Source organism: Nitrosospira sp. Is2 (assembly GCF_033095785.1).
In the GTDB taxonomy this organism is placed as follows: domain Bacteria; phylum Pseudomonadota; class Gammaproteobacteria; order Burkholderiales; family Nitrosomonadaceae; genus Nitrosospira.
Map to the genome: position 1 here is coordinate 1,370,541 of NZ_CP137134.1, position 25,048 is coordinate 1,395,588.

Genomic DNA, 25,048 nt, shown 5'->3' on the forward strand with positions numbered 1-25,048 from the left:
CAATTTGGTGACGGCGGGACGATTCATGGCACGTCGAAAAGCGGACCACGGCATTCGTTAACTGGAACAACATTGCCTAAATCGGTGCACTCAAATCATTTAATAAAGACGGGCATTTATTTTTATTGAGGGGGTATTCAAGCGGTAAGAATTCTGCAAGAATTCGTGCTGCCTTGTCCGGATGGCATGCAAATGAGTTGACAGAAGTTCTGGAAATTCTTATATATGAGCACAACATCAACCCAGCCTTTATGGAGTTAGCTAACATCCGAGTTAAGCCGGCATTTTTATTTAGGGCCTTTGAATGCAGAAGGATGATGATGTCCCACACTTTTTATCAATGGGTCAAAAAGAACCACAGATCAGTTACTGTATAATCAGTTTTTTTTGGCGTCATCTGTAACGGAATTGGAAGAGGAATACTAAACATGCCGCAAGAACTGTATAAGCAAACCGCCCCGTATAAGCCGAAGAAAGGGGAAAATTACATGAGCCCAAAGCAGCTCATGCATTTTCGCAATATACTGGAAGGGATTAAAGTCGAGTTGGGCCAGGACATAGATCGCACGGTGCACACCATGCAAGATGAGGCCACCATTTTTGCGGATCCTAATGATCGCGCCAGCCAGGAGTCGGATATGGCGTTGGAATTACGCAACCGCGACCGCGAGCGCAAGCTGATCAAGAAGATTGATGAGACTATTGCAAAAATCGATACTGGCGATTATGGCTATTGCGAAAGTTGCGGCATCGAAATCGGCCTGAAACGCCTGGAGGCCCGTCCCACAGCTACCCTTTGCATAGATTGCAAGACACTCGACGAGATAAGAGAAAAGCAGGTCGCTAAATAACCTACTGTCTTTTTTTAGGTGATCCTGACGGATCACCTTCATTTATATGCCCCGGCCTTTCATTGGGGCTTTTGCTTTTTTGGCTGACAAAGTCTTAGGGATTTACTTGGCTGCAAGGCCCTCTGTTCGAGTTCGTATCATCTGCGGCTAAGTCTCTGTGCTGTCTGTCGTCTCCGCCGAAACTGCCTTCATACTCAAACGTAAGCGACCCTTATCGTCAGCTTCCAGGACTTTTACGCGCACCGTCTGACCTTCCTTGAGATGGTCAGCAACGTTGTTGACTCGCTCATTGGCAATCTGGGAGATGTGCAACAATCCGTCCTTGCCGGGTAGCACGCTGACAATGGCGCCAAAATCGAGAAGCTTTAATACGATCCCTTGGTATATTTTCCCGACCTCTACCTCAGCGGTGATATCTTCGATCCGCTTTCTCGCCAGCTCGCCACCTTCGGCGTTGATGCAGGCTATCATAACGGTGCCATCGTCGGTGATATCGATAGTGGTACCGGTCTCTTCAGTCAGCGCCCGAATTACCGCCCCGCCTTTTCCTATCACATCCCTTATTTTCTCGGGATTGATCTTTATTTTAATGATACGCGGCGCGTGTTCCGAAATTTCCTCGCGCTTTGCGGGCATGGCCTCTTTCATGATGCGAAGAATATGCATGCGCCCTTCCTGCGCCTGGATAAGTGCAGCGTGCAAGATATCCTTGGTAATTCCCTGGATCTTGATATCCATTTGTAGAGCTGTAATACCTTTTTCGGTGCCGGCCACCTTGAAATCCATATCGCCAAGGTGATCTTCGTCACCGAGAATATCCGTCAGAACGGCAAATCTGTTGCCTTCCTTGATCAGGCCCATGGCAATGCCCGCCACATGCGCCTTTAATGGCACACCCGCGTCCATCAATGCAAGGCAACCGCCACAGACCGAGGCCATGGAACTCGAACCGTTGGATTCGGTAATCTCGGACACGACCCGCAACGAATAACCAAACTCTTCAGGAGACGGCAATACCGCAACCAGAGCCCGCTTGGCAAGTCGGCCATGGCCGATTTCCCGGCGCTTAGGCGTGCCCACACGACCTGTCTCACCCGTAGCATACGGCGGCATGTTGTAGTGAAGCATGAAGCGCTCGGAATAGTCGCCTTGCAGGGCGTCGATTTTTTGTTCGTCGCGGCCAGTACCTAATGTCGCCACCACGAGTGCCTGGGTTTCACCACGGGTAAAGAGGGTAGAGCCATGGGTTCGCGGTAATAGCCCGTGGCGAATGGTAATGGGACGTACGGTACGCGTGTCGCGGCCGTCTATACGTGGTTCGCCATCGAGAATCTGAGAACGCACGATTTTGGATTCCAGAGCGAAACAATCCTCCTTGACCGCTTGCGCATCTGGCCCATCCTCTGTACCGACGCCCACCTCAGAGAAAACTCTCGTCCATATATTGTCTATGGTTTCCGATCGAAGCTGTTTCTCCTTTATTTGGAATGCCGCCCGTAGATCGGCTTCCGCCAGACTTGCAATTTTTTCAGCCAGCGTGGCTTCTCGCGACGGTGGTACCCAGTCCCATGCGGTGACGCCGGCTTCATCAGCCAACTCATTAATGGCATCAATCGCGACCTGCATTTGCTGATGCCCATAAAGAATGGCGCCCAGCATGATGTCTTCGCTTAGCTCGTTGGCTTCGGATTCCACCATTAGAACTGCTTGCTGCGTACCTGCTACTACCAAATTCAATTGGGTCTGTTTCAACACGGTCGTGGTGGGGTTCAGGACATATTCACCATCGATGTAGCCAACACGGGCCGCGCCAATCGGACCATTAAAGGGAATGCCGGATAGCACGAGCGCCGCAGAGGCGCCTAGCATGGCAGGTACGTCCGCATCCACCTCGTTATCGGATGACAGGACCGTAGCCACAATTTGTACTTCGTTGTAAAAATGATCCGGAAACAGCGGCCGGATAGGACGATCAATCAGACGGGAAGTGAGGATTTCCTTTTCGGACGGTCGGCCCTCGCGCTTGAAAAAACTCCCCGGTATTCTACCGGCCGCGTAGGTGCGCTCCTGATAATCCACAGTTAGAGGGAAGAAGTCTTGCCCGTGCTTGGCATGTTTTGCACCCACCACGGTAACCAGAACCACAGTATCGTCCATGGATACGATTACTGCTCCGTGTGCTTGCCTTGCTATTTCTCCGGTTTCGAGCGTTAGTTGATGAGACCCATACGTTATACTTTTCTTGATTTTCAATTAACTACCCTTTTCGATAAAAACATTTCAGTTCCGCTTCGGGTCAGCCGGTACAAGTGAAACCTGACATGCTCATTCACGTCCCACTATCTCAATCAGGGCTCTATATGCTATTTGCGCAAGCCAAGACGCTCTATTAACGTGCGATAACTATCGGCGCTGCTGCTTTTCAGATAATCCAGCAGCTTGCGGCGACGGCTCACCATGCGCAAAAGCCCGCGGCGGGAATGGTGATCCTTGACGTGGGCCTTGAAATGAGTGGCCAGGTCGTTAATCCGTACGGTCAACAACGCCACTTGCACTTCGGGAGAACCCGTATCTCCAGCGGCTCGTTGGTAGTCGCGTACTACCTGTGCTTTTTGATCGGTTGTGACTGCCATGCTACTCTCCATTACACCTGATGCGAAAGGGCGACATTTTAACCTTTAACATGCTCAACGCTCAAGTAATGTTATATTTTATTTCATGCTGAGGCTAAAGACGTCGAGCGGAAGCTGTAGCCGAGACTGCACCTAAACATGAAACGAAGCAATAACTGGCGGCCATGGTGGCAAGCCGCCAATCTCCTGTTTACCCCAATGGTTAAAATGACTGATGAGTGCTTGAGCGGGCCAAGTGCGACGCCGGCGCCCCTCGTTTAGAAGCTTGCAAGAGATGAGGAGGAGCGCTGTGAAGCGATCCCCATTTGCATCCCGGCAAATCGTGCGACATTTGACAACGTGGTACATGCGGCCCGAGAATCCGCCGCAAGACGCAGCAGCATGCCAACAGTTAACGCTCGACCCAATAACAATGGCAGCAGCCGCGCCAGATCAGCCCTGCCATCGGGGCGGACCGCACCAAGCAAAACTGGCGGAGGGGAAAATTCCACGGGATCGGAGATTGCCCGAATTGCCAGAAATGGGATCCCCGCATAAGCCGCAGCCTCCGCTACCGCTCCGCTTTCCATGTCCACCGCGCAGGCCCCGGTAGCTCTCGCCAATTCACGTTTTGCCGTGCCCGATGTCAGTACGTTGGGGCTAGCAGCCAATATACCCCCAGTGATACTCAGGTGCCCAGGCAACCGCTGCCGCAGGCTCTCACGCCAACTCAAGTCAACCTCCAGCAGACGACCAGCGTGAATGAATTCCGGTAAGACTAAATCCCCTGGGTTTAAGCCTGGCTCCAGGGCACCTGCAAATCCAAAACTCATCAAGGCAGTGGCGCCGGAGGTCCTCAATCCCTCCGCAGCCTTGCGCGCTGCGTCTGCGCCCATTCCGGAAAGCCATATCGCTCCATTCTCCCCAAGGCCAATCGGTGCATTGAACGGCAGGCGGCGACGGGTAATGCAGCGAGCTTCGACTCGCATTGCCGTGACAATGCCGACGCCCCTCACGTAAATGCTTTCCGGGTCAGCGCATGGTATCTGGTCAAAGCCCACAAGGGGAAGTATTTTGCATACCCGTAGTATCTGAGGTAAAAAACGCGGGGGAAGCCTGGCGCGGTAAACCACGGGTCGTGCCACAGTCCGTCAGCGTCCTGGGTGTTCAGCAAGTATGCGATACCCCGGTTCACTTCCTGACAGTTCGCTTCGCCTGCTGCCATCAGACCCAGGAGCGCCCACGCGGTTTGAAATGAAGTGCTCGTCTTGAACTGGCCTGCCTGCTGCGGTTCGAAATATGTATCGTTGCTTTCGCCCCAGCCTCCATCATCCCGTTGCACCGACTTAAGCCAAAGTGCGGCGCGGCGAATGGCGAGATGACCCGTATCAACACCAACCAACCGGAAAGCTTCGAGCACCGACCAAGTGCCGTAAATATAGTTGCTTCCCCAGCGCCCAAACCATGCGCCGTTGGGTTCCTGTTCCGCGTACAGATAGGCAAGGCCTCTCTGTACTGCCTCTTTGTGCCGGGACTCTCCATGCAAGGCCAGGAAACCGGTACATCTTGCCGTCACGTCGCTGGTCGGCGGATCGAGCAGGGCACCATGATCCGCAAACGGAATTTCATTCAGGTAGTAATAAGTATTGTCGGAGTCAAATGCGGCAAAACCACCATCACGCGACTGCATCCCGGCTAGCCAGTCCGCAGCTCGGACAATGCTTTGGTTATAGGCTGCGGGATCCGCTTGCTGCAGAGACCATGCTACCGCCGCGGTATCGTCCAGATCGGGGTAATGGGGATTGGTGTATTGAAATGCCCAACCTCCTCCCAAAAGTCCAGGATGCTCTACCTGCCAGTCCGCAGGTGCATCAAGTATCTGATTAGGTATAAGCCAATCTAGCGCCTTTCGGATCGGCTTCTGATCCGCATTGATACCTTCTTGTAATGCGAGGCACGCGAGGACAGTATCCCACACTGGTGATGCACAGGGCTGGCACCAGACACGCTCGCCTTCGTCCACCAGCAGTTTACGCAGGGCGCCGCGGCATTGCTCCCGATATGGATGCTCATATGGATAGCCCAGCAATGCCAGCGCCTCCCCCGCGTTGACTATCGCGGGAAAGATTCCACCCAGGCCGGAATCTCCGTTCAGCCGCTCAATGGTCCAGCTTTCCGCGCGGCGTAGCGCGTAACGACGCAGCGGCTTTGGGATGAGCGGTTCAAATAATGAAGCGGTACGCTCGATGATCAAAAACAGCCGATTCAGGCGAGTGCGCACCGGGAAATAGTCCCGCTCTTCCTCGGGTGGGGTCGTAAACAGTTCCTGAATATGTACCTGGCGCGGATTGACCGCGCGCGCTTTCAAGCTGCACAGGATGGAAAGCGGTACCATTACGGCGCGAGACCAGTACGCAACCTTGCTGATGTGAAATGGAAACCACCGAGGCAACAAAATGATCTCCACCGGCACGAATGGAACGCCGCGCCACGGGATCTGACCATACATCGCAAGCAATATGCGGGTAAACACGTTCGCCCGTGCTGCGCCTCCATGTTGGATAATGGCTGCACGAGCACGCAGCATATGGGGCGCATCTGGCGAGTCTCCGACAATCTTGAGGGCGTAATACGCCTTTATAGTACAACTCAGGTCGAATGCGCCCCCGTAGTATAATGGCCAGCCGCCATGCTCAAGATCCTGCTTTTCACGAATAAACCGGGCGAGCCTGATCTCAAGGTCCGCATCCACGTCATCCATGAAGTGCATCATCAACACGTACTCGGCGGGTATTGAGCAGTCCGCCTCCAGCGGGAAACACCAATGCCCGTCTTCATTTTGTAACGAAAGCAAAGCATCGCGCGCGGCAGCCAATCCGTTTTCCAGCATTGTGGTACCCGTTGAATCCGGGTACCGATCTTGCGAAGACAACATCGCAGCACCTTCGAATCTTTTCATTTTTTTACCTACGTTCCTTGCGGGTGAATCAGGATGCAACCTATCCATATGGTCATCAGAATAAATGCTGCCAGCTACGTTTTTATTCTGCAGATCGCGTACCGGGTGGATGAATGGCCCAAGTTACGGTCCTTAACCATACAAACTTCCTATCAAAAAAACGCGATCATGCTCTCTAACCAGTTCGATTATTGCCCTTATTAAAATAATTGCTAGCCTTACGACGGTGGTTTAACCGTCCGTTCGCCTTGAACGGAATCAGCTTCTACTGGGTCATCGTAACTTTCGGGCGGCGGATCGCCGTCATAGATCAAATGCTTGCGTTGTTGCAAATATCCCTCTCGCACAAATAAATAAGGGTCCAGGGCAGCCTGGTCGCGGATTCGCATAGGGCCGGACAATCTAGCCCGCCTGTCAATAATGCTTAAAACTGTGACGGGCGCCACGACAGCAGAGCCTGCAACCGACCCCGCATAAAACAAAAGATTGCTGAAAACACTTACCGGAATACCGGGCGCATCACGATATGTGCTCGGCCCGATCAATGGCACGAATAAGTAAGATCCGGTATTGACCCCCCACACCCCCAAGGTCTGGCCAAAGTCTTCATCATGTTGCGGTAGTCCCATGGGGGCCGCCATATCAAAGAGCCCGCCCAGGCCGATCGTGGAATTGACGACAAACCGCAGACTGTCCTCAAATCCCTGTCGGACTTTTCCCTGCAAAAAAGCGTTAAGAATAACGTTGGGGTAGGCTAAATTGTCATAAAAATTTCCGATCGAGCGTTGCATGCGGTTGGGAACGTACTTTACATAGACGTCTGCAACCGGCGCCAGAACTGCCCGATCGACCTTATCCGTAAAATCATAAAACTTACGATTCGTTTTTTCGTTTGGATCGACCGGATCAACGCCAGGGTCGGCCGGGTGCATGGAGGCGCAACCAGTAAATAATAGAGCGCTGGCTAAAAACAGGCCGATTGTCGCGTTGCGCGTCATGATGGATAAGAGGTAGTACAAACCTTGATAATCTAATGATCCTGCGAAAAAACGAATTTATCGACGTGGTAAATCATCACAAGGTGCGAAGTATAAACAAATTGCTAAACTAGCGCACAACTTCGCAAGTAATCATGCTCTGACCCCTTGTGCCGGCGTCCGCAGCAATACGGGCAATATCGCAAGCGTGCAGACCAGGGTAAAAGTCAGCCCTACGGTGAGCATTATCCCCATGCTGGCGGTTCCCTGATGCGACGAAAACATCAGGCTGGCGAAGTCGACCAGGGCAGTCAAGGCACTGTAGAAAATGGCACGCGCAGTGCTGGTGTGAATCAGAACCTCGCTCACCATCTCGTTATTCAGACTGCGGTGCACCATATGCAAGCTACTATCGATACCGAGACCAAGCAACAATGGTAATGCAATGATATTGGCGAAGTTGAATGGCACACCCAGCAGGACGGTGAACGATGCGGTGAATATACTGGATAGCAAAAGCGGCAGCAGCACTAAGATGGTATATTTTAAACTGCGCAGCAATATTAGCAATATTATGATAATGCCGACGAGTGCCAGCAGGAAGGCCTGCACAAACGCCTTCACCACAGCCTCTCCTGCTTCCAGACTCACCATGGGCGCACCGGTGGCGTTAGGGGCCACTTGCTGGACGGACCGTACAAAACGCCGTAACGCGTCGTTATCGTTGAGATCTTCCGCCGGGTAGATCGCTACCCGGTATTCTCCAGTGGTCGGGCTATGCCAGCGGTTGATCAACTCCACGGGCAGGTCGTCCTCTCCGAACGGGGCAGCTTCAGTTGCAAGACGGAGGCTCTGCAGGGCGGTGGGTAACGTTACGAGCAGGTCATCTTCCACCGAATTAAGCAGTTTGCCCTGCTCGTCCTTGCTGGCGATGTCCAGCCGTGTAAATAGGCTGGCAAGCGATGATTTCAGCTTGCGTGCGGTTTCTGTCGCGGAATGATCAGGATGCGCTTTAATAAACCGATTCAGTGCCGCAGCCAACGCATTTAGTGCATGACGCTGCCGTGCCGCGATGTCGCCAGGGGGCGGTTCGGGCCGGGGCGAAATCGCTATTGGTCCCATCGTAAGTGCCATTTCCTCGATAAGCAGGAGTTTTTCCTCTTGTTCCGGCGGCACAAAATCCTGGATTGTAATCACCTTGCTTACTTCCGGAAGCTTGGCGAGGCGCGGGGCTAAATCTTCGGCTTCCTTGCGCTCCTTCACCAGCGCAATGGAGTGCCAGGGTGAATCCTCAGCTTCGGCGATAAGCTCACGGAACGCCTGCACCGCATCTCCGGTGGGGTCCTGCATATTTAGCAGGTTGTAATCAAACCTCACCTGAGGCAAGATCACAAGCGCGGCAAGGGCAGCCGCGACGGTGGCGGCGTAGGTTACCCTGTGCCATTTCAGGGACAGTTCAAGCACCTTTCCGACAGAACTCTTCGGCATCGATTCCTTGAACTTTGGTTGCGGCAGGCACCGCAGCAGCGCCGGCCCGATGGTCAAGGTAACCAGGAGACTTATTATCATGCCCGTGCCAGAGATAATACCCAACTCTGCAACGCCGCTAAAATCGGTGGGTATAAATGCATAGAAGCCGATCGCGTTGGTAATGGTACAGGCCGTTAGTGCGGCGCCTGCATCACCGCCGGAAACCCGTATGGCCTCATCTGGCGGTGGACCGCCTTCAAGGACCTCACGATACCGCAGCAGAAAATGTATGGCGAAGTCCGCGCCCAAACCGATATAGAGCACCGCGAAGGCGATGGAAATCACGTTCAGGTGACCAACTGCCGCGGTGGCAAACGCCGCTGTAAGCAGCAAACCCATCGTCAGGCAGACCAACACGTTGATGATCAGCCCACCGGTTCGCATGGCAAAGTAAAGCACCATCCCCACCATCACGAATGTAATTATTCCCGCGATTTCCATTCCGCTCAGGGAGCTTTTGAGTTCTTCGCCGGCTAACGCTGCCTCGCCCGTAATATGCAATCGGATCGGCCCACCTTCCGTTATGCCAACATCTCGCGCCGCCGCGTGCAAGGCGGTCGTTGATTGCTCGGCTGGAAGTAGCTGAGAGAAGTCGAGTTTTGGCTTAACGACGATTATTTGCTTGTATTTGTTCTTTTGTGCTTCGTCATTGAATAGCGATTGCCATGACAAGGCTCTGGACGATCCTTCAATGCGCGCATCCAACGTTGCACTTACTCCTCCCATGACGGGGCGGAGTTCCATGCTGCGTCCCTTATTCATCTCGTCAACTGCGCGCATAAGCACGTCAGCAAAAGCCGGCAAGGTGGGATCGCGAGCGATATGGGCAATAAGCGGCTGTGCCGCGGCAATGCGATCAGTAATTTGCGCCAGCTCCGGAATACTTTCGTAGAGCAAGCCATTTCGTACAAAGAAATCCTCGGCCGTTGGCGCGTAGATATCGTGAAAATTTGTGGTGTCTGTCTTCAGCCGCTCAGTGAGACGTTGAGCCGTCGTGCGAGCTTGCTCGGGTGTGGGGGCCTCCACCACCAGGAGCATGGTGTCGATATCCTGCGGAAATGTTTCGTTGTAATGCTTCATGTTGACCCGAAACGGCAAGTGCTCGGATAGCATGTCTGTGGTATCGGTATTCATCCCGAGGTTGCGCGAGACGTATATGCCGCAGGCAACCGCGACCAGCAGGGCCGCAAGAAGAACCCAGGCGCCGTGACGGTAGGAAATGGTAGACCAGCGCGCAAAAATTTCATAAGTGCGGCTGGGAGAAGCTTTGGTGGGTGTGGTCATGCCTTGGGAAGCAATTCGAAACGATCGATCCATGACGCAAGTACGAGCTTTTTGAATAAGCTCTATGTATGCGCTGTATGCGCGACAGCAGCTTTAAGGGATGTGACGGGCAAAAGGCAAAGCGCCTGGCGATCCTCCTGGGAGGCAATTGTCGGCCCCACCCGAGAAGTCGGGTTGAGCGTCATAATTGTCTAATCTTGTTCGGTCTGGGCGACTTTTTCCTTGAGCATATCGATTAGCCCCTGAAAGCCGTCGCGCTGAAGGATGGCGCGGTATTCCACCCGTTTTAGCGCAAGATCGCTGACCCCATCAGCAAGGACATTGACGATACGCCACCCGTCTTTCGTTTGGCGGAGGACATAATCGAAACGTACGGGCGGCTCCCGACCCGACTGGACGAATCGGGTACGCACCATGACCTGATCGCGAGGCATATCCTGTTGCTCGATAAATTCGAAACGCTCACCCTCATGACTTTTAAACCAGCCTGCATAGGTGCCAATGCTGAGTTTCCGAAAAACATCAGTGAAGACGCGCTGCTCCTCGGCGCTAAGCTGGGTCCAATTGGCTCCAAGAGTGGTCCGGGCAATAAAGTCGAGATCGTGAGTTTGGTCAACCGCCTTAGCCAGCAAATCGAAACGGCCTCGGTAACCCAGTTTCCCGCCCTCACGCATCGACTTGATCAGTGACTCTTGCAGGTAATTCACCACCTGCTCCGGGCCTGGTCGGTCCTGCGCTTCAGCCCATGAGGCTGGCACGACCAGTAGCATCACTACCAGTATCGGAAGTTGAAATACGGACTTGATTAAGCGCAGAATCCTCATAGTGAAAGCCTTTCAAACAAGTGCGCTCATCGCCATCAAAGCCGTGGCAAGCTACTACACCCAGCGCTTTGAAACATAAATGCAGCGCCGTTATCGTTGAACCTTAACTGGAATACCCGCAAGCGTTTTCGGGAGTTTCGGCTCTTCGTTTTCCCAAGCCGGTGAAGGCTCGGCGACCATCGGGCCAGTCGTTTTTGGACCACGGATGGAGGTGAGCAACGCCTTTACCGGGTGCTGCATCATGTCTTCAACGGCAGTGGCTTCGTAACCGCAATGGGCCATGCATTGTGCACATTTAGGATTACTACTGTTTCCGTATTTGTCCCATGGCGTATCCTCCAGCAGTTCCTTAAAGGTCGCGGCATAGCCTTCATCCGAGAGCAGATAGCAGGGTTTTTGCCACCCGAAGATGTTACGCGTGGGGTTGCCCCATGGGGTACATTGATAGTTCTGGTTGCCGGCGAGAAAATCAAGATAAAGCGAAGAATGATTCAATTTCCAATTGCGCGTCTTTCCGATCTTGAAAATCCCCCGGAATAGATTCTTGGTATCTTTTCCTTTAATAAAGATATCCTGCCTCGGTGCGCGTTCATAGCTGAATCCGGGCGCGATGGTCGCGCCTTCAATACCCAGCTCCATGGCGTAGTCGAGAAACTCTGCCACATCTTCCGCGGTTTCCCCCTGAAAGAGGGTACAGTTCACGGTGACTCGAAACCCTTTCGCCACCGCCAGTTTTATCGCCTCTACCGCCCGCTCAAATACTCCATCCTGGGCAACCGAGGCATCATGGCGCTCTTTCAGGCCGTCCAGATGGATGGAAAAAGTTAAATAAGGAGATGGGGTATAGTCGTCGATCCTCTTCTTCAACAAAAGCGCATTCGTGCAGAGGTACACATATTTCTTCCGGGCGATGATTCCCTCAACGATTTGAGGCATCTCCTTGTGTATTAGCGGCTCGCCGCCGGGAATGGAGACCATGGGCGCGTCACATTCATCAACGGCATCCATACACTGTTGAAAGGACAGGCGCTGGTCGAGGATATGGTCGGGATAATCTATTTTGCCGCAGCCTGTGCAAGCCAAATTACATTTGAACAGCGGTTCCAGCATTAAAACCATAGGATATTTTTTTACTCCTCGCAACTTCTGCTTCAGCAGATAAGTGCCTACCGCGATCTGTTGACGTAAAGGAACTCCCATGTGCAAACCCTCCAGAAAACTTCAATACACTGATTAATGGCGGACGATAACCGCCCGGTTTCTCGTTTTTTGATTAACCTCTATATCCCGGACACTTCCGTACTGCGATACCGGCGACGACCTGATCCACGTAAAGGCAGTTAGGAATCTACCAATAACACATTCAATCCGGGCATTAATGGGCCGTCTTATCCGACTGTCATGCCATTACCGACAGACGGCGTTATACCCATTCTCCATGTTTTTGGTGAAACACTTGCGACGCGTCAGCATATTAGCATGTCTACCCGGCAAACTAAACACACAACCTCTCCGAGGTTAAAGGCCGCGCTCAATCCTTCCAAGCAATGAAAAACTCATTCTGAAGTTGTAAAAAAACAACCGCAACAGAATCTCCTGGCGCAAAAGATCTTGGGGTTTTGATATATGAACATTAAATATTGCCGAAAAAGAACCTAAAAAAATGGGGCGCCTCAGCGCCCCATTCTTAACTGTCACGTCTCAATTAAAAGTTGTGACGAACACCGATTGTGTAGGTTGCGCGGCTACCCGTTGCATAATTCGGCGCAGTGAAACCGGTTCCAGCACCCAGATTATTCACGGCGGCACCGTTCGGGTTATCCACATACACGTGCTGATAACCACCGAAGACGCTGGTGCGCTTGCTCAGGTTGTGAATCGCACCGACGGTAAAGCTATCCGCGTTACGTGCAGCCGCGGAATTGACACCACCCGCATGGGCCTTGGTCATACCGCCTTGAGCGACCAGGGTGGTATTGCCCCATCTGTACTGCGCGCCAGCATGCCAAATGTTACCGTCGGCACCCCAGTTCATCGCAGAATTACACTGGCCGGAGACGAGGCCGGTGTCGAGCGGGTTGGCGGTCAACGAAGAAGCGGTGGTACAGGTTGCAGAGCCAATGGCATTGTTGATGTTTTCATATTGACCGGAAAGCTTGAAGTTTTCCCAGACCCATGCAGCGCCAACACGCCATACTTCTTCAGTCCGGAGCCCTATGCTTTTTTGAATGTTATTGGCATTATCGCGAGAGTAGCCGCCGAAGATGTCGAATCCCATGCCCATGAAATCCACATGGTATTTAGCTGCAGCCTGGCCGTCGAATTCACCGTTTCTGCCGCCGGTGTTGCCATTGCTACCCAAGCCACCAGGTGCAAAGCCGGAGATGATGCTTCCCTGTTGAAGCGGATTGAGACTATTCGCATCGCCAGGCATCAGGATGGCTGCAAAGGAGAAGCCTTCGATGGTTGCGGAATCGAAACGGATCGCGCTGTTGACAAAACCGTTAGCACCCGAACCCATACCGTTGGCGCCCCCGGACATCGTGCCGCCCGCGCCATTGGCTTGCAGGGTGGTATAGGCAAACGGATCAATCGTCATGCCGCCGGCGAAATCCTTGAAGGGAGATTGAACACGGCCGAATTTAACATCGCCCCACTGATTGCTGGACAGCCCGACCCACTGCTCACGGGGAGTCGTGGCGGAACCGGAGCCGGCGTTCAGACCCATTTCCAGACGAGCATTCGCTTTCAAGCCGTTCCCCAGATCTTCAGTAATGTGCAGACCCCAACGGGAGGAGCGGGAGTTATCTTGGAGCGACCCTTGGCTAGGTTGGCTGGCAAAGTCGACGAGGCTGTATTCAGCTTGTACCCGACCAAAAATCGTGACGTTAGTCCCCTGAGCGGATGCAACCACCGGGGCCGCGAGTGCACCAGCGACGGCGAGTGCAATCAGTTTCTTTTTCATGTGGAAAATCTCCTTTAAAGTTGAAACGGTGGGGGCCTCTCACCGACCCTATTTCGGTGGAGTTTATCCCGCTGCTTGGACCTCTCTAAATGAGAGGGTTGAGAGATTGTGCCTAACGCGGCTACACCTAGCAAGGAAATAAAGAGAGTTTCGGGATATGGAAGAGGTATGTGTTGCTTTTTTGCAACAAATACTTTCGGCTCGGGATTCAAATGGATGCGCCGGCTTTGCTTCGCGGTGCGGCGCCTCCGCCTGGGTCAGACGACACCCCAAATAATCGGGCCAGCTCGATGCCCGGATCAGCGGCCCGCATGAACGCCTCGCCTACGAGGAAAGCATGGACCTGATGAGCACGCATGAGGGTCACATCGGCTGGAGCGAGTATGCCGCTCTCGGTGATGACGGTTCGTCCCGCAGGAATCCTTTTTAGCAATTGCAAGGTTGTATCCAGCCTCGTTTCAAACGTGTGCAGATTGCGGTTATTGATTCCGATCAAGGGGGAAGCCAATTGCAATGCAAGTTCCAGTTCGGCACTATCGTGGACCTCAACCAGCACTGCCATCCCGAGCATGCGGGCGCATGATTCCAGCTTGAGCATCCGGGAGACGGCTTCCTCATCTCCCCAATTCTCTCCCGCCGGGCCAGAGGGATTGCGGAAAGCAGCCACGATAATCAGGATGCAGTCTGCGCCCATTGTCCGGGCTTCGACCACCTGATATTCGTCAATCAGAAAATCCTTGCGCAGAACCGGCAAATCACAGACAGATCGCGCCAGTTTCAAATATTCCGCGCTCCCGCTGAAAAATTGCTCATCGGTTAACACGGAGAGACAGGCTGCGCCGTTCTGCGCATAGCTCAGGGCAATGGCAGCCGGATCAAACTGCATGCGCAAAACGCCCTTGCTTGGACTCGCTTTCTTGATTTCGGCGATAACGGCCGGCAAACCCGCGTCAATTTTTTTTCGCAGGGCTCCAGCGAAATCTCTAGGTGGTGCAACAGATTCCGCCGCACGGCGAAGCGTAGAGAGGCCGCATGCCGCCTTCGCAGTCGCAATCTCCTGTTGCTTGACGGCTAGAATCTCTCGCAATATGTTAGCCATCGACTACTCCAGAGCGACTCTATCGCGGTTGGAGAATTCGACGAACTGACGCAGCTTAGCCCTTGCCGCGCCACTTTCTATCGCTGCCCGGGCTTTTGTTATGCCTTGCTCCAGGGAACCTGCTGCACCCGCGACATAAATTGCCGCGCCTGCGTTAAGAGCTACGATATCCAAAGCGGGCCCGGGCTGATTTTCCAGGACGGATATCAGCATTTCTCTGGAGTGAGCGCTGTCTCGGGCTTGAATCGTTTCGATAGCGGAACGCCTCATGCCGAAGTCTTCCGGGGTGATGGTGTATTCAACCACATCGCCGTGTCTGAGCTCACTTATACGTGTATCGCCAGCGATCGTTATTTCGTCCAGACCGCCTTGCCCGGTCGTGCCATGCACCACCATAACATGATGGCTGCCCAAGCGTTGCAGCACTCGCGTGAGGAGACCGACGAGATCGGGGTGAAATACGCCCAGAAGCTGGTTTTTTGCGCCCGCGGGATTCGTTAGCGGCCCCAGGATATTAAAAAGGGTACGCACGCCCAGCTCTCGCCTTACTGGCGCCGCGTGCCGCATTGCACTGTGGAAGTTGGGCGCAAACATGAAGCCGAGGCCTGTATTTTTTATATTCTCCGCAATTTCCACCGGCGTCTGATTAAGATTAACGCCAAGGGCCTCAAGCACATCCGCGCTCCCCGACTTGCTGGATACCGAGCGGCCGCCATGCTTCGCCACATGGGCGCCGGCCGCGGCGGCGACAAAGGCCGCCGTCGTGGATATATTGAAGGTATGAGCCGAATCTCCGCCGGTGCCGCACGTATCCACAAGATGGCGGTCATCCAGCACCTCCATCGGGGTGGCAAATTCTCGCATCACCTGGGCAGCGGCAGCGATCTCGCCGATCGTCTCCTTTTTGACGCGCAGCCCGGTGAGGATTGCGGATATCAGCGTGGGCGATAGTTCCCCCCGCATGATCTGTCGCATGAGCGACAGCATCTCGTCGTGCAAGATTTCACGGTGCTCAATGATACGTGCCAGCGCTTCCTGCGGTTTCATGTGGGGTCCTTTCGGGGACTGTATCTAATCAGTCCTTTCTCGGTATGTTTCAGCTCCGCCGCCGAAATCAATTTTTTATTGATTCAGGAAATTCGTGAGCAATTTGTGACCATACTCGGTCAGTATGGATTCGGGATGAAACTGAACTCCTTCTATGGCCCGGATTTTATGACGAATGCCCATTATCTCGCCATCTTCGGTCCATGCAGTTATTTCCAGGGAATCGGGAAGACTGTCCCGCTCGATAACAAGCGAATGATAACGGGTTGCGGTAAACGGATTTGGCAGACCGCGAAACAGGCCGGCACCCGAATGAAAGATGGGAGAAGTTTTACCGTGCATGACCTGTTTCGCATGAACGATCCTACCGCCAAAAGCCTGGCCGATGCTCTGGTGGCCGAGACAAATGCCCAATATGGGAATTTCACGATTATACGATGCGATAACCGGCATCGAGATGCCTGCTTTACTTGGTGTGCATGGACCGGGGGAAATGACAATGCGAGCCGGCTTCAGCCGCACGACCTCGTCGGACGTAATCTCATCGTTCCGAAATACGACCACATCCTCCCCCAGTTCGCCGAAATACTGAACCAGATTGTAGGTGAAGGAATCGTAATTATCGATCATCAGCAGCATAGGCGAGATAGCGAGAGCACGGGTACCGAGGTCCTGCTTATACCCGTGAAGTTTGCGAATACGGGTAACCGCGAGGAATCCGATATTATCCCTGCTCGCAGGCGCCCGGGCAAGGGTAAAGAAACTGGACACGGGCGCTCGAAAATGGCGGGGCACTCCCCGTGCGGATGCGCAATCCGCCCCTGCATGAGAACATTGCTGTCTTTGTTTTTTAGATTACCCTACCTGCGAGGCAGGTCTTGCGCGCGAGAAGAGGGAGAAAGCGCAGGCGTTGCGGTTTATTTAACACGCTCAATCGCTGCGAGGAGTTCGTCGTCATCCATCAGCGCCAGTACCTGTATTCCCGCGCGCAGCAGGTAACTCTTTTTTATCGGCGTGCCCTGATCGATGCAACGCTTTTTAAGCGCAACAAGCTGCTTGTGCTCGCTTTCGGGAATCGAGTAACTGTCGCGCTGCAGTTTAGTTTTCTTTGGTGCCATCGCGGTATTGGCCGCCGCTTTATCTGACTTATCTGCCTTATTTCCCTTGGCTGACTCACTCGCCACTTTCGCCTGTCTCACGGGCCTGGGCGGCTTTTCATTCTCCGGGACGCTTTGACTGCTCTTTACTGGGGCTTTTGATTCAGAACTCTTGGCAGCCACCGCCTTGTTCTGTTTGGGCGCCGGATTACGCGTTCGTTTTCGCGGCGCCACGGCTTCCTCATCTCCCTTGCTGGCATTCAATTCGACACGCGCCTTGCGTGATGTTGTTGTCATGTTTTGTTCTCCTGGAATCAATCGGGATCACACTCGTAGGAAGTATAGTACTTTTATATCTGTTGCCAATTCGTTTCGTACGTTTAATGCAAAGGGCGGTTCCACAAGGATATGACCTGAATCGGGCTGCTTTGTGGTCGTTTTTCCATTGCCGACGATGAACGCTGCGGGGTCATATTAACGAGTGACGGGCTCCAGGCGCTGGCCCTCAAGCTTCTCGCGGTAATTTTCAAGAAGGTTTTCCATTTCCACACCCTTCATTCGGGTAAACGGCTCAGCCTCGAGAATCGCATTGAAAGCGCCCTTGTTACCGTACCACTCGACCAATTGGCGGCCTATACGATAGAGCTCGCTATTATTGGCCTCGCAAAGCTTTCTTTGCTCATTCTCCTTCGCCAGGACACTGCCGGTATTCTTCAGATCCTGTTCCAATTGGTCACGCTGGGCGGATACGGCCTGATTTTGTTTGGCCGCCTCATCCAGACGCGCACGCAATTCGATCTTTTCCATATTGGCAGCTTCAATATCCTTCTCAAGCTCGCGGGCTTTCGCCACCGCGCTCCCCGTGGATCGCTTGTGCATTTCGACTTCGTTGTAGGTCTTTTTCAACGCTTCCTCCAGCGCTGTTGTTTCCTGCTCCGCCGCCGACTTCTGCTGCTGAACCTCAGTCAATTGTTGCTGCATGCGCCGCAGGGCCTGCCGCTCTCTTTTTTGATCCTTGGTGGCGGCGGCCATAGTAGGACCAGGCTGCCAGCAGGTTATCAGAAAAACAACCGCCACCCCCAGGCAGAAGAGTCCCGACGTCTTTTGTCTTTTTCGTTGCTCGTCCAGGAATTCTGCATGCAACACCCTGAACAAACCACAAATGCTCAACAGTTGCCGTCCGTATGCACCTGCCAATTCACACCGCTGCGTCAGGTAATCGGCAATCCGGGTCAAACGCACCATTACGTTAGAATCTGGCATTCAAGTCGAAGTTGACCGTGTCGATGCCGAGGGGCAGGCCGCTAATGTTATCGTAGGACATATAACGAACCCCCAGCCAGGTATTGTGCGCAACTCCATACAGAGCCTGGAGGGTATATCCCTTGTGATTGGTGCCCCCAAGCAGATAATTTGAATCGGTGAAGGCATCGAGCATTGAATCGCGCTCAGATCGGCGGTAAAACCCCATTACCTGCCATTGGTTGCGTTCAGATATGACAGGATAGCCGACGGTCAGACGCGCCTGATAGGCGTTGACTTCCGGCTTGATATTCTGTCCTGTGCGAGCGAGGATTTTACCTTCGTCGTAACCGACGTTGCGCGCGAAGTCGAGGGTACCGATAATGTGAATCGGTCTGAATCTGGCATAGTCCGCCACCACGGTTAAATTGGCGATTTTATAGTCTGCCGCCAGCGCCCAGAGGTTGGTGGTGGGATCGCCGTCGTTATCAATATTGAAAAGACTGTTGCCTTTTTGCCGGAACAGGGGAGCGCTCTGGTCGTATAGTGTGTCGCCGAAATTGGGGTTGCGGATGCCGCTGATGTTGCGGTAGTCATAATACGCAGCGCCGACCCTGACTGTAGTATCTGTATCGGTGGGTGCCCACTCGAACCCCGCCTGCGCTCCATAAAACCATTTATCCTTGGCTTTGACAGTCTCGCTCTGGTTGACTTGCTGCAAAGGGAATATGCCAGCGTTGAAGAACGGCTTGATAACACGATCTTCCTTCATCCAGGGATTGAGATTGACTGCCAGGCCTTCAAAGTTCAAGTCAACGTCCCATATCAGGTCTGTATGCACCACTCCGGCGGTGGGAATCGTATGCCGCCCTTTCGGAAGGGGGCCAGTATATATATTCCCCACCGTCCCTACGAAGAAGGGATTGGGGAAACGTCCGGCGGATACCGTCAGCGCGTTCCACGGAGCGAGCTTGAGAAAAACCTGATCTAGGACAAAGCTGAATTTACTGTTGTATGTGCCGAATGTCTGCAACGTGGATACCGGGGAACCTATTCCCACCAGATCACCAGTGACGCCGGCACCATTCACATTCCCGGTAGTAAGGCGCAACCCAAGGTCTACTCCTTTGGTAACATTCGCGTTGATTCCCAGGCGCATGCGGACCCGTTCTCGGTTGCCGTCTTCGGTCGTGTTGTCGATTTGCTGCCCTATTGCTTGGAAATTGGCGGCAGGGGCGTTACCGTCGGCATAGAAATCGAGTTGCTCACGCAACCGTATGTCACCTTCCATCTTGAAGCGACTGAGCCACTCGGGAACCGTGTTTACGTCCCCCCAGCGCTCCTGCTTGGCCTGGCTTACCACTTCCGAGCGTAACTGGTCGCGGATTTCGCGCTTGACATGCTCGGGCACGTAGGTCACCCGTACTTCGCCCTTCTTCGGTTCCCCAGTTTCAGGGGGCCCGTTTTTCTCCTGCGCCTGCTGCTGGGAAGCCTTCGCCTTTGCTTCCGCTTTACGGATCATTTCATCGGCGACTTCCTGCTTGATCACTCCTTGCTCAACCAGAAGCTGAATCAGATTCAAGGTAGTTTCATACAGGACCTCAACCTTTTCCCGCTCGCTGGTTCCTGCCTGTGCCGCCCCCGCAAATGCCATCGCCAGCGCCGCGCTCGCGAGCATCAAACTAATATTCATTTCGTTACATTTCTCCAGCCATCAGGCGCGCGAGGTCACCCGTATTTTTATTGGTTGCGGCATGTCGGCCGGCGGAGCCTCGCGTAGGGCCCGTAAATTTTGCAGCACATCTTTCAACAACTCGTCGACCTTGGCATCACCCGTTGTGTCAGCCAGGATCACTTGCGATATCTGTCCCCGGACATCGATCCATACCTTCACTACCACCTTGTAGGCCTTGTCCTTTAGCGCTTGTTCGCGCGAGAGCGCATCCTGAAAGGCCGAGTTCAACGCGTCGTTTACTATTCCGTCATACCAGGCCCAGGGATTTCCTCCTCGGCCGCCCCCAATCAGGTCGGATCCACCTTTTTTTCCCACCAGACCAAATGCGTCACCACTTCCAGCTCCTTCCGCATCGACACCCAAGTCCGGCCCGGGCGGCGGCTCATCGGCCTGATCCATAGGCTCAGGGTCAGGTTCAGATATCTTTATTTCTTCCTTAACTATCGGTTCCGGCGGTTTCTGCTCGGGTGGCGGTGGAGGAGGGGGCGGCTTAATCAAGGTGATCTGCTGGAGCGACTGATTTTTTTTTGGGGGCTCGTCACTGCCGAGAAAATCTTTCAGCCACAATCCCAGCGTGACCGCCCCAGCCAGGCAGAGTAAGACGCCCCCCCAGCGCATCCAGGCTGGTCCCTCCTGTTCTTCCATCGCATTACTTCACTAGGCGCTGGGTCACTAGGCCCAACTGGGTAATATCCAGTTGGCCCAGTAATTCGAGAACCTCCATCACCTTGCCGTATTGCACCACTGTATCTCCCTTGACCACGACGGGAAGTTCCGGATTAGCGGCTTTCAGCTGACCTAAACGCGTCCGCAATTCGTCCAGCGTCACCGGATAGGCGTCGAGGAAAATCTGACCGCTTTCGTTGATCGTAACCGCCTTGGTCTGAGGTTTGGCCAGACTGGGCGAATTGCTGGCCTTGGGCAGGTTGACTTTTATTCCCTGCACCGATGCTGTCGTCATTATTATGAAGATCACCAGCAGCACATAGGCGAGATCCAGCATGGGCACCACGTTGATCTCGTCGTATAGCTCGTTATCTTCCTGTACTTTCATGCCATTCCCGGTCAGCGGCTATAGTTTTCGGCAAGCTTGGTGATGAATTCATCTACAAAAATATGCATCCTGGAGACGATGGCCTTGATGCGCGATGCAAGGTAGTTGTACCCAAACAACGAGGGGATCGCGACCGACATTCCCGCCACGGTAGCCGCGAGTGCTGCGGCAATACCCGGTGCGATGGCGTTAACATTGACATCACCCGCCGCCGCAATCGCTGCGAAGGTGATCATTACACCCATGACCGTGCCGAGGAGCCCGATGAAAGGTCCGCCGGAAATGGCAATGGTGAGCAGCACCATGAACTTGTTCATGCGCTGGATTTCTTCCACCAAACCCGCGTCCAGGCTGGCACGAATGGCGTCGAGCGACTGCGGAGATAAAGACTTGTTGATTTGCGTCGCATCGGTGTTGTCAAACCGATGCGCCAGTTCGACCGCCCCAATGTGATAAATGCGATATAGGGAAGAATGCTTGAAGTCCTTATCCAATCCCCCGCTCTTGTCGATCATTGCGAGGTCTGTGGACAGTTCGCGAAACCTGTGCATGAAGCGGTTATTGGATTTATCAACTCGGTTGATGTAGATCGCCTTGCTGTACATGACCCAGATCGCAATCAATAGCATGATCGCGAGGAACCCTATGGCAACCCACCCGTCAACGGTTAGCGACTTCAGGATGATGCCTAGGTGCGATGCCTCCGGACCCCCTTCAGCGGTCTCCTCTTCACCCACTGCGACCAGCTTGGCATCCGGCGCCAGGGCGGCCTGTACGGCCATCCATTCCATTGCGCGCGCCACACCAGAGACCTGCACCTCGTCCATTTCGCCCTTGAACCCCGCACCCAGCGTCATGGTCCCGGTCGGGAAGGCGGCGCCAGTAGCGTCGCCCACGGCTTTACCATCGAGATATATGCGAAGCCCGTCAGAAAGCGTCAATCCAAGGTGGTGCCATTTTCCTGCGCTAAGCGCCGTGTTCGAGACGACGTTCGCTCTGCCGGATTTCGCCCGGACCGCACCGGCCTCCAGCGATACCGCGAGGCCATCTGACTGGAGCAAGACGCCATCCAGGGAGGAAGGCTTCACCCATATCGAAAAGCTGTAGCCATTGCGTGCGCTTACTGCGGGCAGCAATACGCTTCGGGCGCCGTCAAACCCGACCCCCCCATTAGAGAAAGATGCCGCTATACGCGTTGCGGAAGATTGCGCGTGCAGACCATGAGGTCCGCTGTCCTGAGGATTTCCCTCCGGCTCTGCAAAATGGTAGATGGCGCTGCTAGCATCGTAGGTCCCTTTCGGATCGGAGGCAGATACCGCATTCTCGTTGCCGAAATAAAGGAATATTTCTGTTTGGGATGAGAGTTTGGGGACTTTTACCCAGACTAGCGCCAACTGATTTGCGCCATCCCATTTTTCAACATTAAATTTCAGTTCTGTCGCATCATCTTCCGCGATCAGACGCAAATCGCCGCCATCGTCGTTGGTTGAAAGAAAATCGAAATTTCCGGTATGCAGCCGGAGCAGTATCGGTGCATCCACGACCTCGGCAACCGGGCTGCTCAAGGTAACTTTCTTTCGGCTGGTCCATTCGTTATTCCACCAAGCATGGCTCGACAGGGAAAACGTGCATAACAGTAAAGCCAATAGAGAAGCAAAGACGCGCATGGAGGTTATCTGAATGAATTTGGTGCGATTATCCATGGATCAGATTACAGCCATTAGCAGTAACCATGAGCCGAACAGATCACTATTCTCGCCGCAAACAAAAGTGGAGCGACATGACTGATGATTACGCCGCAGCCTCGCGGCGGACACCATGATTTGACAGTGCGAGGATGTAACCATGGAGCAGATCCGGGCGTTCTGACCCCAACACTGCCGCTGGTTGCGCTAATCTGTTCGGATCAGTAGCGCCTCATTGAAATGAAAAAGAAGGAGAGTAGCGTTGGGGCATGGCCCGCTCTGTATGTAACTAAATTCCAAAGGGGAGATGTTCCAATGCTTAAAAATCGATCAGCATTAACGCGACTGTCAATTTTGGTGCTACTGACGGGCCTGTCGATGGCGACGACCATGTCGTCCGCAAGCAGAAATGGTGACGATGAGGAAACCGACCATTATGACGTCGGAGATAATCGGGGAAACGGCATGAATATCCAGCTTGGGCCCCGTCCTTACTTCCTCGTCAATGACATGCGGAGCGGCGCCCTTAAAAGCAAGCTGAAGCATTGCGGGAACGGCCCATTTTACAAAACTGATTTTTCCATCGCTCACCGAGGGGCCGCGTTGCAGTTTCCCGAGCATACGAAAGAATCCTACGTGGCCGCAGCGCGCATGGGTGCCGGCATCGTAGAGTGAGATGTGACCTTCACCAAAGACAAGGAACTGGTTTGCCGCCATTCCCAATGCGACCTGCATACCACCACGAATATCCTCGAAACGCCGCTGGCTGAAAAGTGCACCCAGCCTTTCAGGCCCGCCCAGCTTGATGCAGCGGGAAATCTTGTTCAGGCAGCCTCGGCACAATGCTGCGCCAGCGACCTTACTCTGGACGAATTCAAGACGCTAAGAGGCAAGATGGATAGCTTCGACCCCGCCGCAACCAGCGCCGCGGCCTACCTGGGCGGTAACCCCAGTTGGCGCACCGACCTCTACGCAGGAGCCACCAGCGGTACCCTGCTTACGCACAAAGAGAGTATTCGATTGTTCAAGAAACGCGGCGTGAAAATGACACCCGAACTCAAGAGTGCCAGCGTGGCCATGCCTTACGACAGCGATGGCGACGGCACCGGGGATTACACGCAGCAAAACTACACGCAGCAAATGATTGATGAATACAAGGCCGAAGACGTCAGGCCCCGAAATGTTTTTCCCCAGTCGTTCGACATTGGCGATATACGCTACTGGATCGCCAAAGAACCGGAGTTTGGTAAACAGGCGGTTTATCTGGACGACGCCAGCGTGGTTGCAGAGCTACCCACGGCTGCCCAACTCGCTGCTTACAAGGCAGAGGGCATCAATATCGTCGCTCCCCCCATATTTGCACTGCTGGATGTCAATGACAGCGGCAACGTCGTCCCCTCCAGGTACGCCCGCGATGCCAAGAATGCAGGACTCGACATCATTATCTGGACCCTGGAGCGTTCCGGCATTCTGGCCGACGGCAACAACGACTTCTATTACCAGACCTTCGATTCCGCCATCAGGCGTGAGGGCGATAAGATGAAGGTCCTGGATGTCCTTGCCCGCAACGTCGGTATCCGCGGCATATTCAGCGATTGGCCAGCGACCGTGAGCTACTATGCTAATTGCATGAACATTAGATAATCCAGCCCCAAGGGGCGTCTCGGCTGTCGGCCGCGATTTCCTTGCCCGGGCAACCACTTTGCCGCAACCGACATCAGCGACGCGCTCAATTTTACCTTCGCCAATGGTATGACCGCCGCCGGAGCCTTCCTCAACAGTTTCGATGGCGGCCCCATACTCATCAGAGTTTTGGGTAAGGACCAGCAAGTGCTCGAATCATATACCGTTGAGGTCGACCACCCGACGATAGCCTCAATTCGGGGATCTTCTTTGGCATCACCCGATCTACGGCCGACTTCGTTCGCTTTCGCTCGGCGGCCAAGGATTGGTGCTGATGACGTGACATTCATATTACCTGTCCCGGAACGCGAGGTGTACGCCATGCTGGTGTCAGGACTCAGCCTGATGGGCTGCGTGGCCCGCCGCCGTAATAAAAAACGATGCTTGAGCGTAGCACCGGATGC

Annotated in this window: 21 protein-coding genes; 3 read left to right on the forward strand and 18 right to left on the reverse strand. The window is 53.8% G+C overall.

What is annotated here, in order from left to right; all coding sequences use genetic code 11:
- Positions 1 to 428: 428 nt before the first annotated feature.
- Complete coding sequence (gene dksA, locus R5L00_RS06030) at positions 429 to 851, forward strand: RNA polymerase-binding protein DksA (protein ID WP_107693600.1); 423 nt, start codon at positions 429 to 431, stop codon at positions 849 to 851.
- 147 nt (positions 852 to 998) lie between these two features.
- Here the strand turns inward: dksA and pnp are convergent, their stop codons facing one another.
- The 18 genes from pnp to R5L00_RS06120 all read right to left on the reverse strand — a co-directional run bounded on the left by pnp (position 999) and on the right by R5L00_RS06120 (position 22,979).
- Positions 999 to 3,104 carry a polyribonucleotide nucleotidyltransferase gene (gene pnp / locus R5L00_RS06035; RefSeq protein ID WP_107693599.1) on the reverse strand — a complete coding sequence of 702 codons (2,106 nt, stop codon included), beginning with the start codon at positions 3,102 to 3,104 and terminating at the stop codon, positions 999 to 1,001.
- 110 nt (positions 3,105 to 3,214) lie between these two features.
- Positions 3,215 to 3,484, reverse strand: a complete 270-nt coding sequence (gene rpsO, locus R5L00_RS06040) for a 30S ribosomal protein S15 (protein WP_107693598.1) — start codon at positions 3,482 to 3,484, stop codon at positions 3,215 to 3,217.
- A gap of 257 nt (positions 3,485 to 3,741) precedes the next feature.
- The gene (locus R5L00_RS06045; protein WP_107693597.1) at positions 3,742 to 4,479 is read right to left on the reverse strand and encodes a phosphorylase; all 738 of its coding nucleotides are present in this window, start codon (positions 4,477 to 4,479) and stop codon (positions 3,742 to 3,744) included.
- Positions 4,476 to 6,422 (reverse strand): squalene--hopene cyclase, encoded by a 1,947-nt coding sequence (shc, locus tag R5L00_RS06050; protein WP_107693872.1) that lies wholly within the window; start codon positions 6,420 to 6,422, stop codon positions 4,476 to 4,478. Before shc ends, R5L00_RS06045 begins: the two co-directional genes overlap by 4 nt.
- Positions 6,423 to 6,640: 218 nt before the next feature.
- A complete protein-coding gene (locus R5L00_RS06055) occupies positions 6,641 to 7,441 on the reverse strand; it encodes a VacJ family lipoprotein (protein WP_317653757.1) in 801 nt (266 codons plus the stop codon).
- 111 nt (positions 7,442 to 7,552) lie between these two features.
- On the reverse strand, positions 7,553 to 10,213 hold the full coding sequence (locus tag R5L00_RS06060; protein ID WP_317653758.1) for an MMPL family transporter: 2,661 nt from the start codon (positions 10,211 to 10,213) through the stop codon (positions 7,553 to 7,555).
- Between the two features lie 191 nt (positions 10,214 to 10,404).
- Positions 10,405 to 11,037 carry an HpnM family protein gene (locus R5L00_RS06065; protein ID WP_317653759.1) on the reverse strand — a complete coding sequence of 211 codons (633 nt, stop codon included), beginning with the start codon at positions 11,035 to 11,037 and terminating at the stop codon, positions 10,405 to 10,407.
- Between the two features lie 90 nt (positions 11,038 to 11,127).
- Entirely contained in the window at positions 11,128 to 12,237 is a 1,110-nt protein-coding gene (gene hpnH / locus R5L00_RS06070) for an adenosyl-hopene transferase HpnH (protein WP_107693595.1), read from the reverse strand.
- 505 nt (positions 12,238 to 12,742) lie between these two features.
- The gene (locus R5L00_RS06075) at positions 12,743 to 14,002 is read right to left on the reverse strand and encodes a porin (protein ID WP_107693593.1); all 1,260 of its coding nucleotides are present in this window, start codon (positions 14,000 to 14,002) and stop codon (positions 12,743 to 12,745) included.
- Between the two features lie 208 nt (positions 14,003 to 14,210).
- Positions 14,211 to 15,101, reverse strand: coding sequence for an indole-3-glycerol phosphate synthase TrpC (gene trpC / locus R5L00_RS06080; RefSeq protein ID WP_317653760.1), 891 nt, complete (start codon positions 15,099 to 15,101; stop codon positions 14,211 to 14,213).
- 3 nt (positions 15,102 to 15,104) lie between these two features.
- Positions 15,105 to 16,148, reverse strand: a complete 1,044-nt coding sequence (gene trpD, locus R5L00_RS06085) for an anthranilate phosphoribosyltransferase (protein WP_107693591.1) — start codon at positions 16,146 to 16,148, stop codon at positions 15,105 to 15,107.
- A gap of 75 nt (positions 16,149 to 16,223) precedes the next feature.
- Entirely contained in the window at positions 16,224 to 16,787 is a 564-nt protein-coding gene (locus R5L00_RS06090; RefSeq protein ID WP_107693869.1) for an anthranilate synthase component II, read from the reverse strand.
- A gap of 278 nt (positions 16,788 to 17,065) precedes the next feature.
- Entirely contained in the window at positions 17,066 to 17,542 is a 477-nt protein-coding gene (locus tag R5L00_RS06095) for a hypothetical protein (RefSeq protein ID WP_107693590.1), read from the reverse strand.
- Between the two features lie 177 nt (positions 17,543 to 17,719).
- Positions 17,720 to 18,508 (reverse strand): DNA repair protein, encoded by a 789-nt coding sequence (locus R5L00_RS06100; RefSeq protein WP_317653761.1) that lies wholly within the window; start codon positions 18,506 to 18,508, stop codon positions 17,720 to 17,722.
- Positions 18,495 to 20,180, reverse strand: coding sequence for a putative porin (locus R5L00_RS06105; RefSeq protein ID WP_317653762.1), 1,686 nt, complete (start codon positions 20,178 to 20,180; stop codon positions 18,495 to 18,497). Before R5L00_RS06105 ends, R5L00_RS06100 begins: the two co-directional genes overlap by 14 nt.
- A 21-nt stretch (positions 20,181 to 20,201) precedes the next feature.
- A complete protein-coding gene (locus R5L00_RS06110; RefSeq protein ID WP_317653763.1) occupies positions 20,202 to 20,867 on the reverse strand; it encodes a TonB C-terminal domain-containing protein in 666 nt (221 codons plus the stop codon).
- 4 nt (positions 20,868 to 20,871) lie between these two features.
- Positions 20,872 to 21,276, reverse strand: coding sequence for an ExbD/TolR family protein (locus R5L00_RS06115; RefSeq protein WP_107693587.1), 405 nt, complete (start codon positions 21,274 to 21,276; stop codon positions 20,872 to 20,874).
- A gap of 11 nt (positions 21,277 to 21,287) precedes the next feature.
- Positions 21,288 to 22,979 (reverse strand): DUF2341 domain-containing protein, encoded by a 1,692-nt coding sequence (locus R5L00_RS06120; RefSeq protein ID WP_317653764.1) that lies wholly within the window; start codon positions 22,977 to 22,979, stop codon positions 21,288 to 21,290.
- Between the two features lie 297 nt (positions 22,980 to 23,276).
- Here R5L00_RS06120 and R5L00_RS06125 point away from each other — a divergent pair, with 297 nt between their 5' ends.
- Together R5L00_RS06125 and R5L00_RS06130 are read left to right on the forward strand one after the other, a co-directional pair.
- The gene (locus R5L00_RS06125; RefSeq protein ID WP_317653765.1) at positions 23,277 to 23,636 is read left to right on the forward strand and encodes a hypothetical protein; all 360 of its coding nucleotides are present in this window, start codon (positions 23,277 to 23,279) and stop codon (positions 23,634 to 23,636) included.
- Positions 23,637 to 23,639: 3 nt separating this feature from the next.
- Positions 23,640 to 24,605: a glycerophosphodiester phosphodiesterase family protein gene (locus tag R5L00_RS06130; protein WP_317653766.1), complete on the forward strand. Its 966-nt coding sequence runs from the start codon at positions 23,640 to 23,642 to the stop codon at positions 24,603 to 24,605.
- Positions 24,606 to 25,048: the final 443 nt, after the last annotated feature.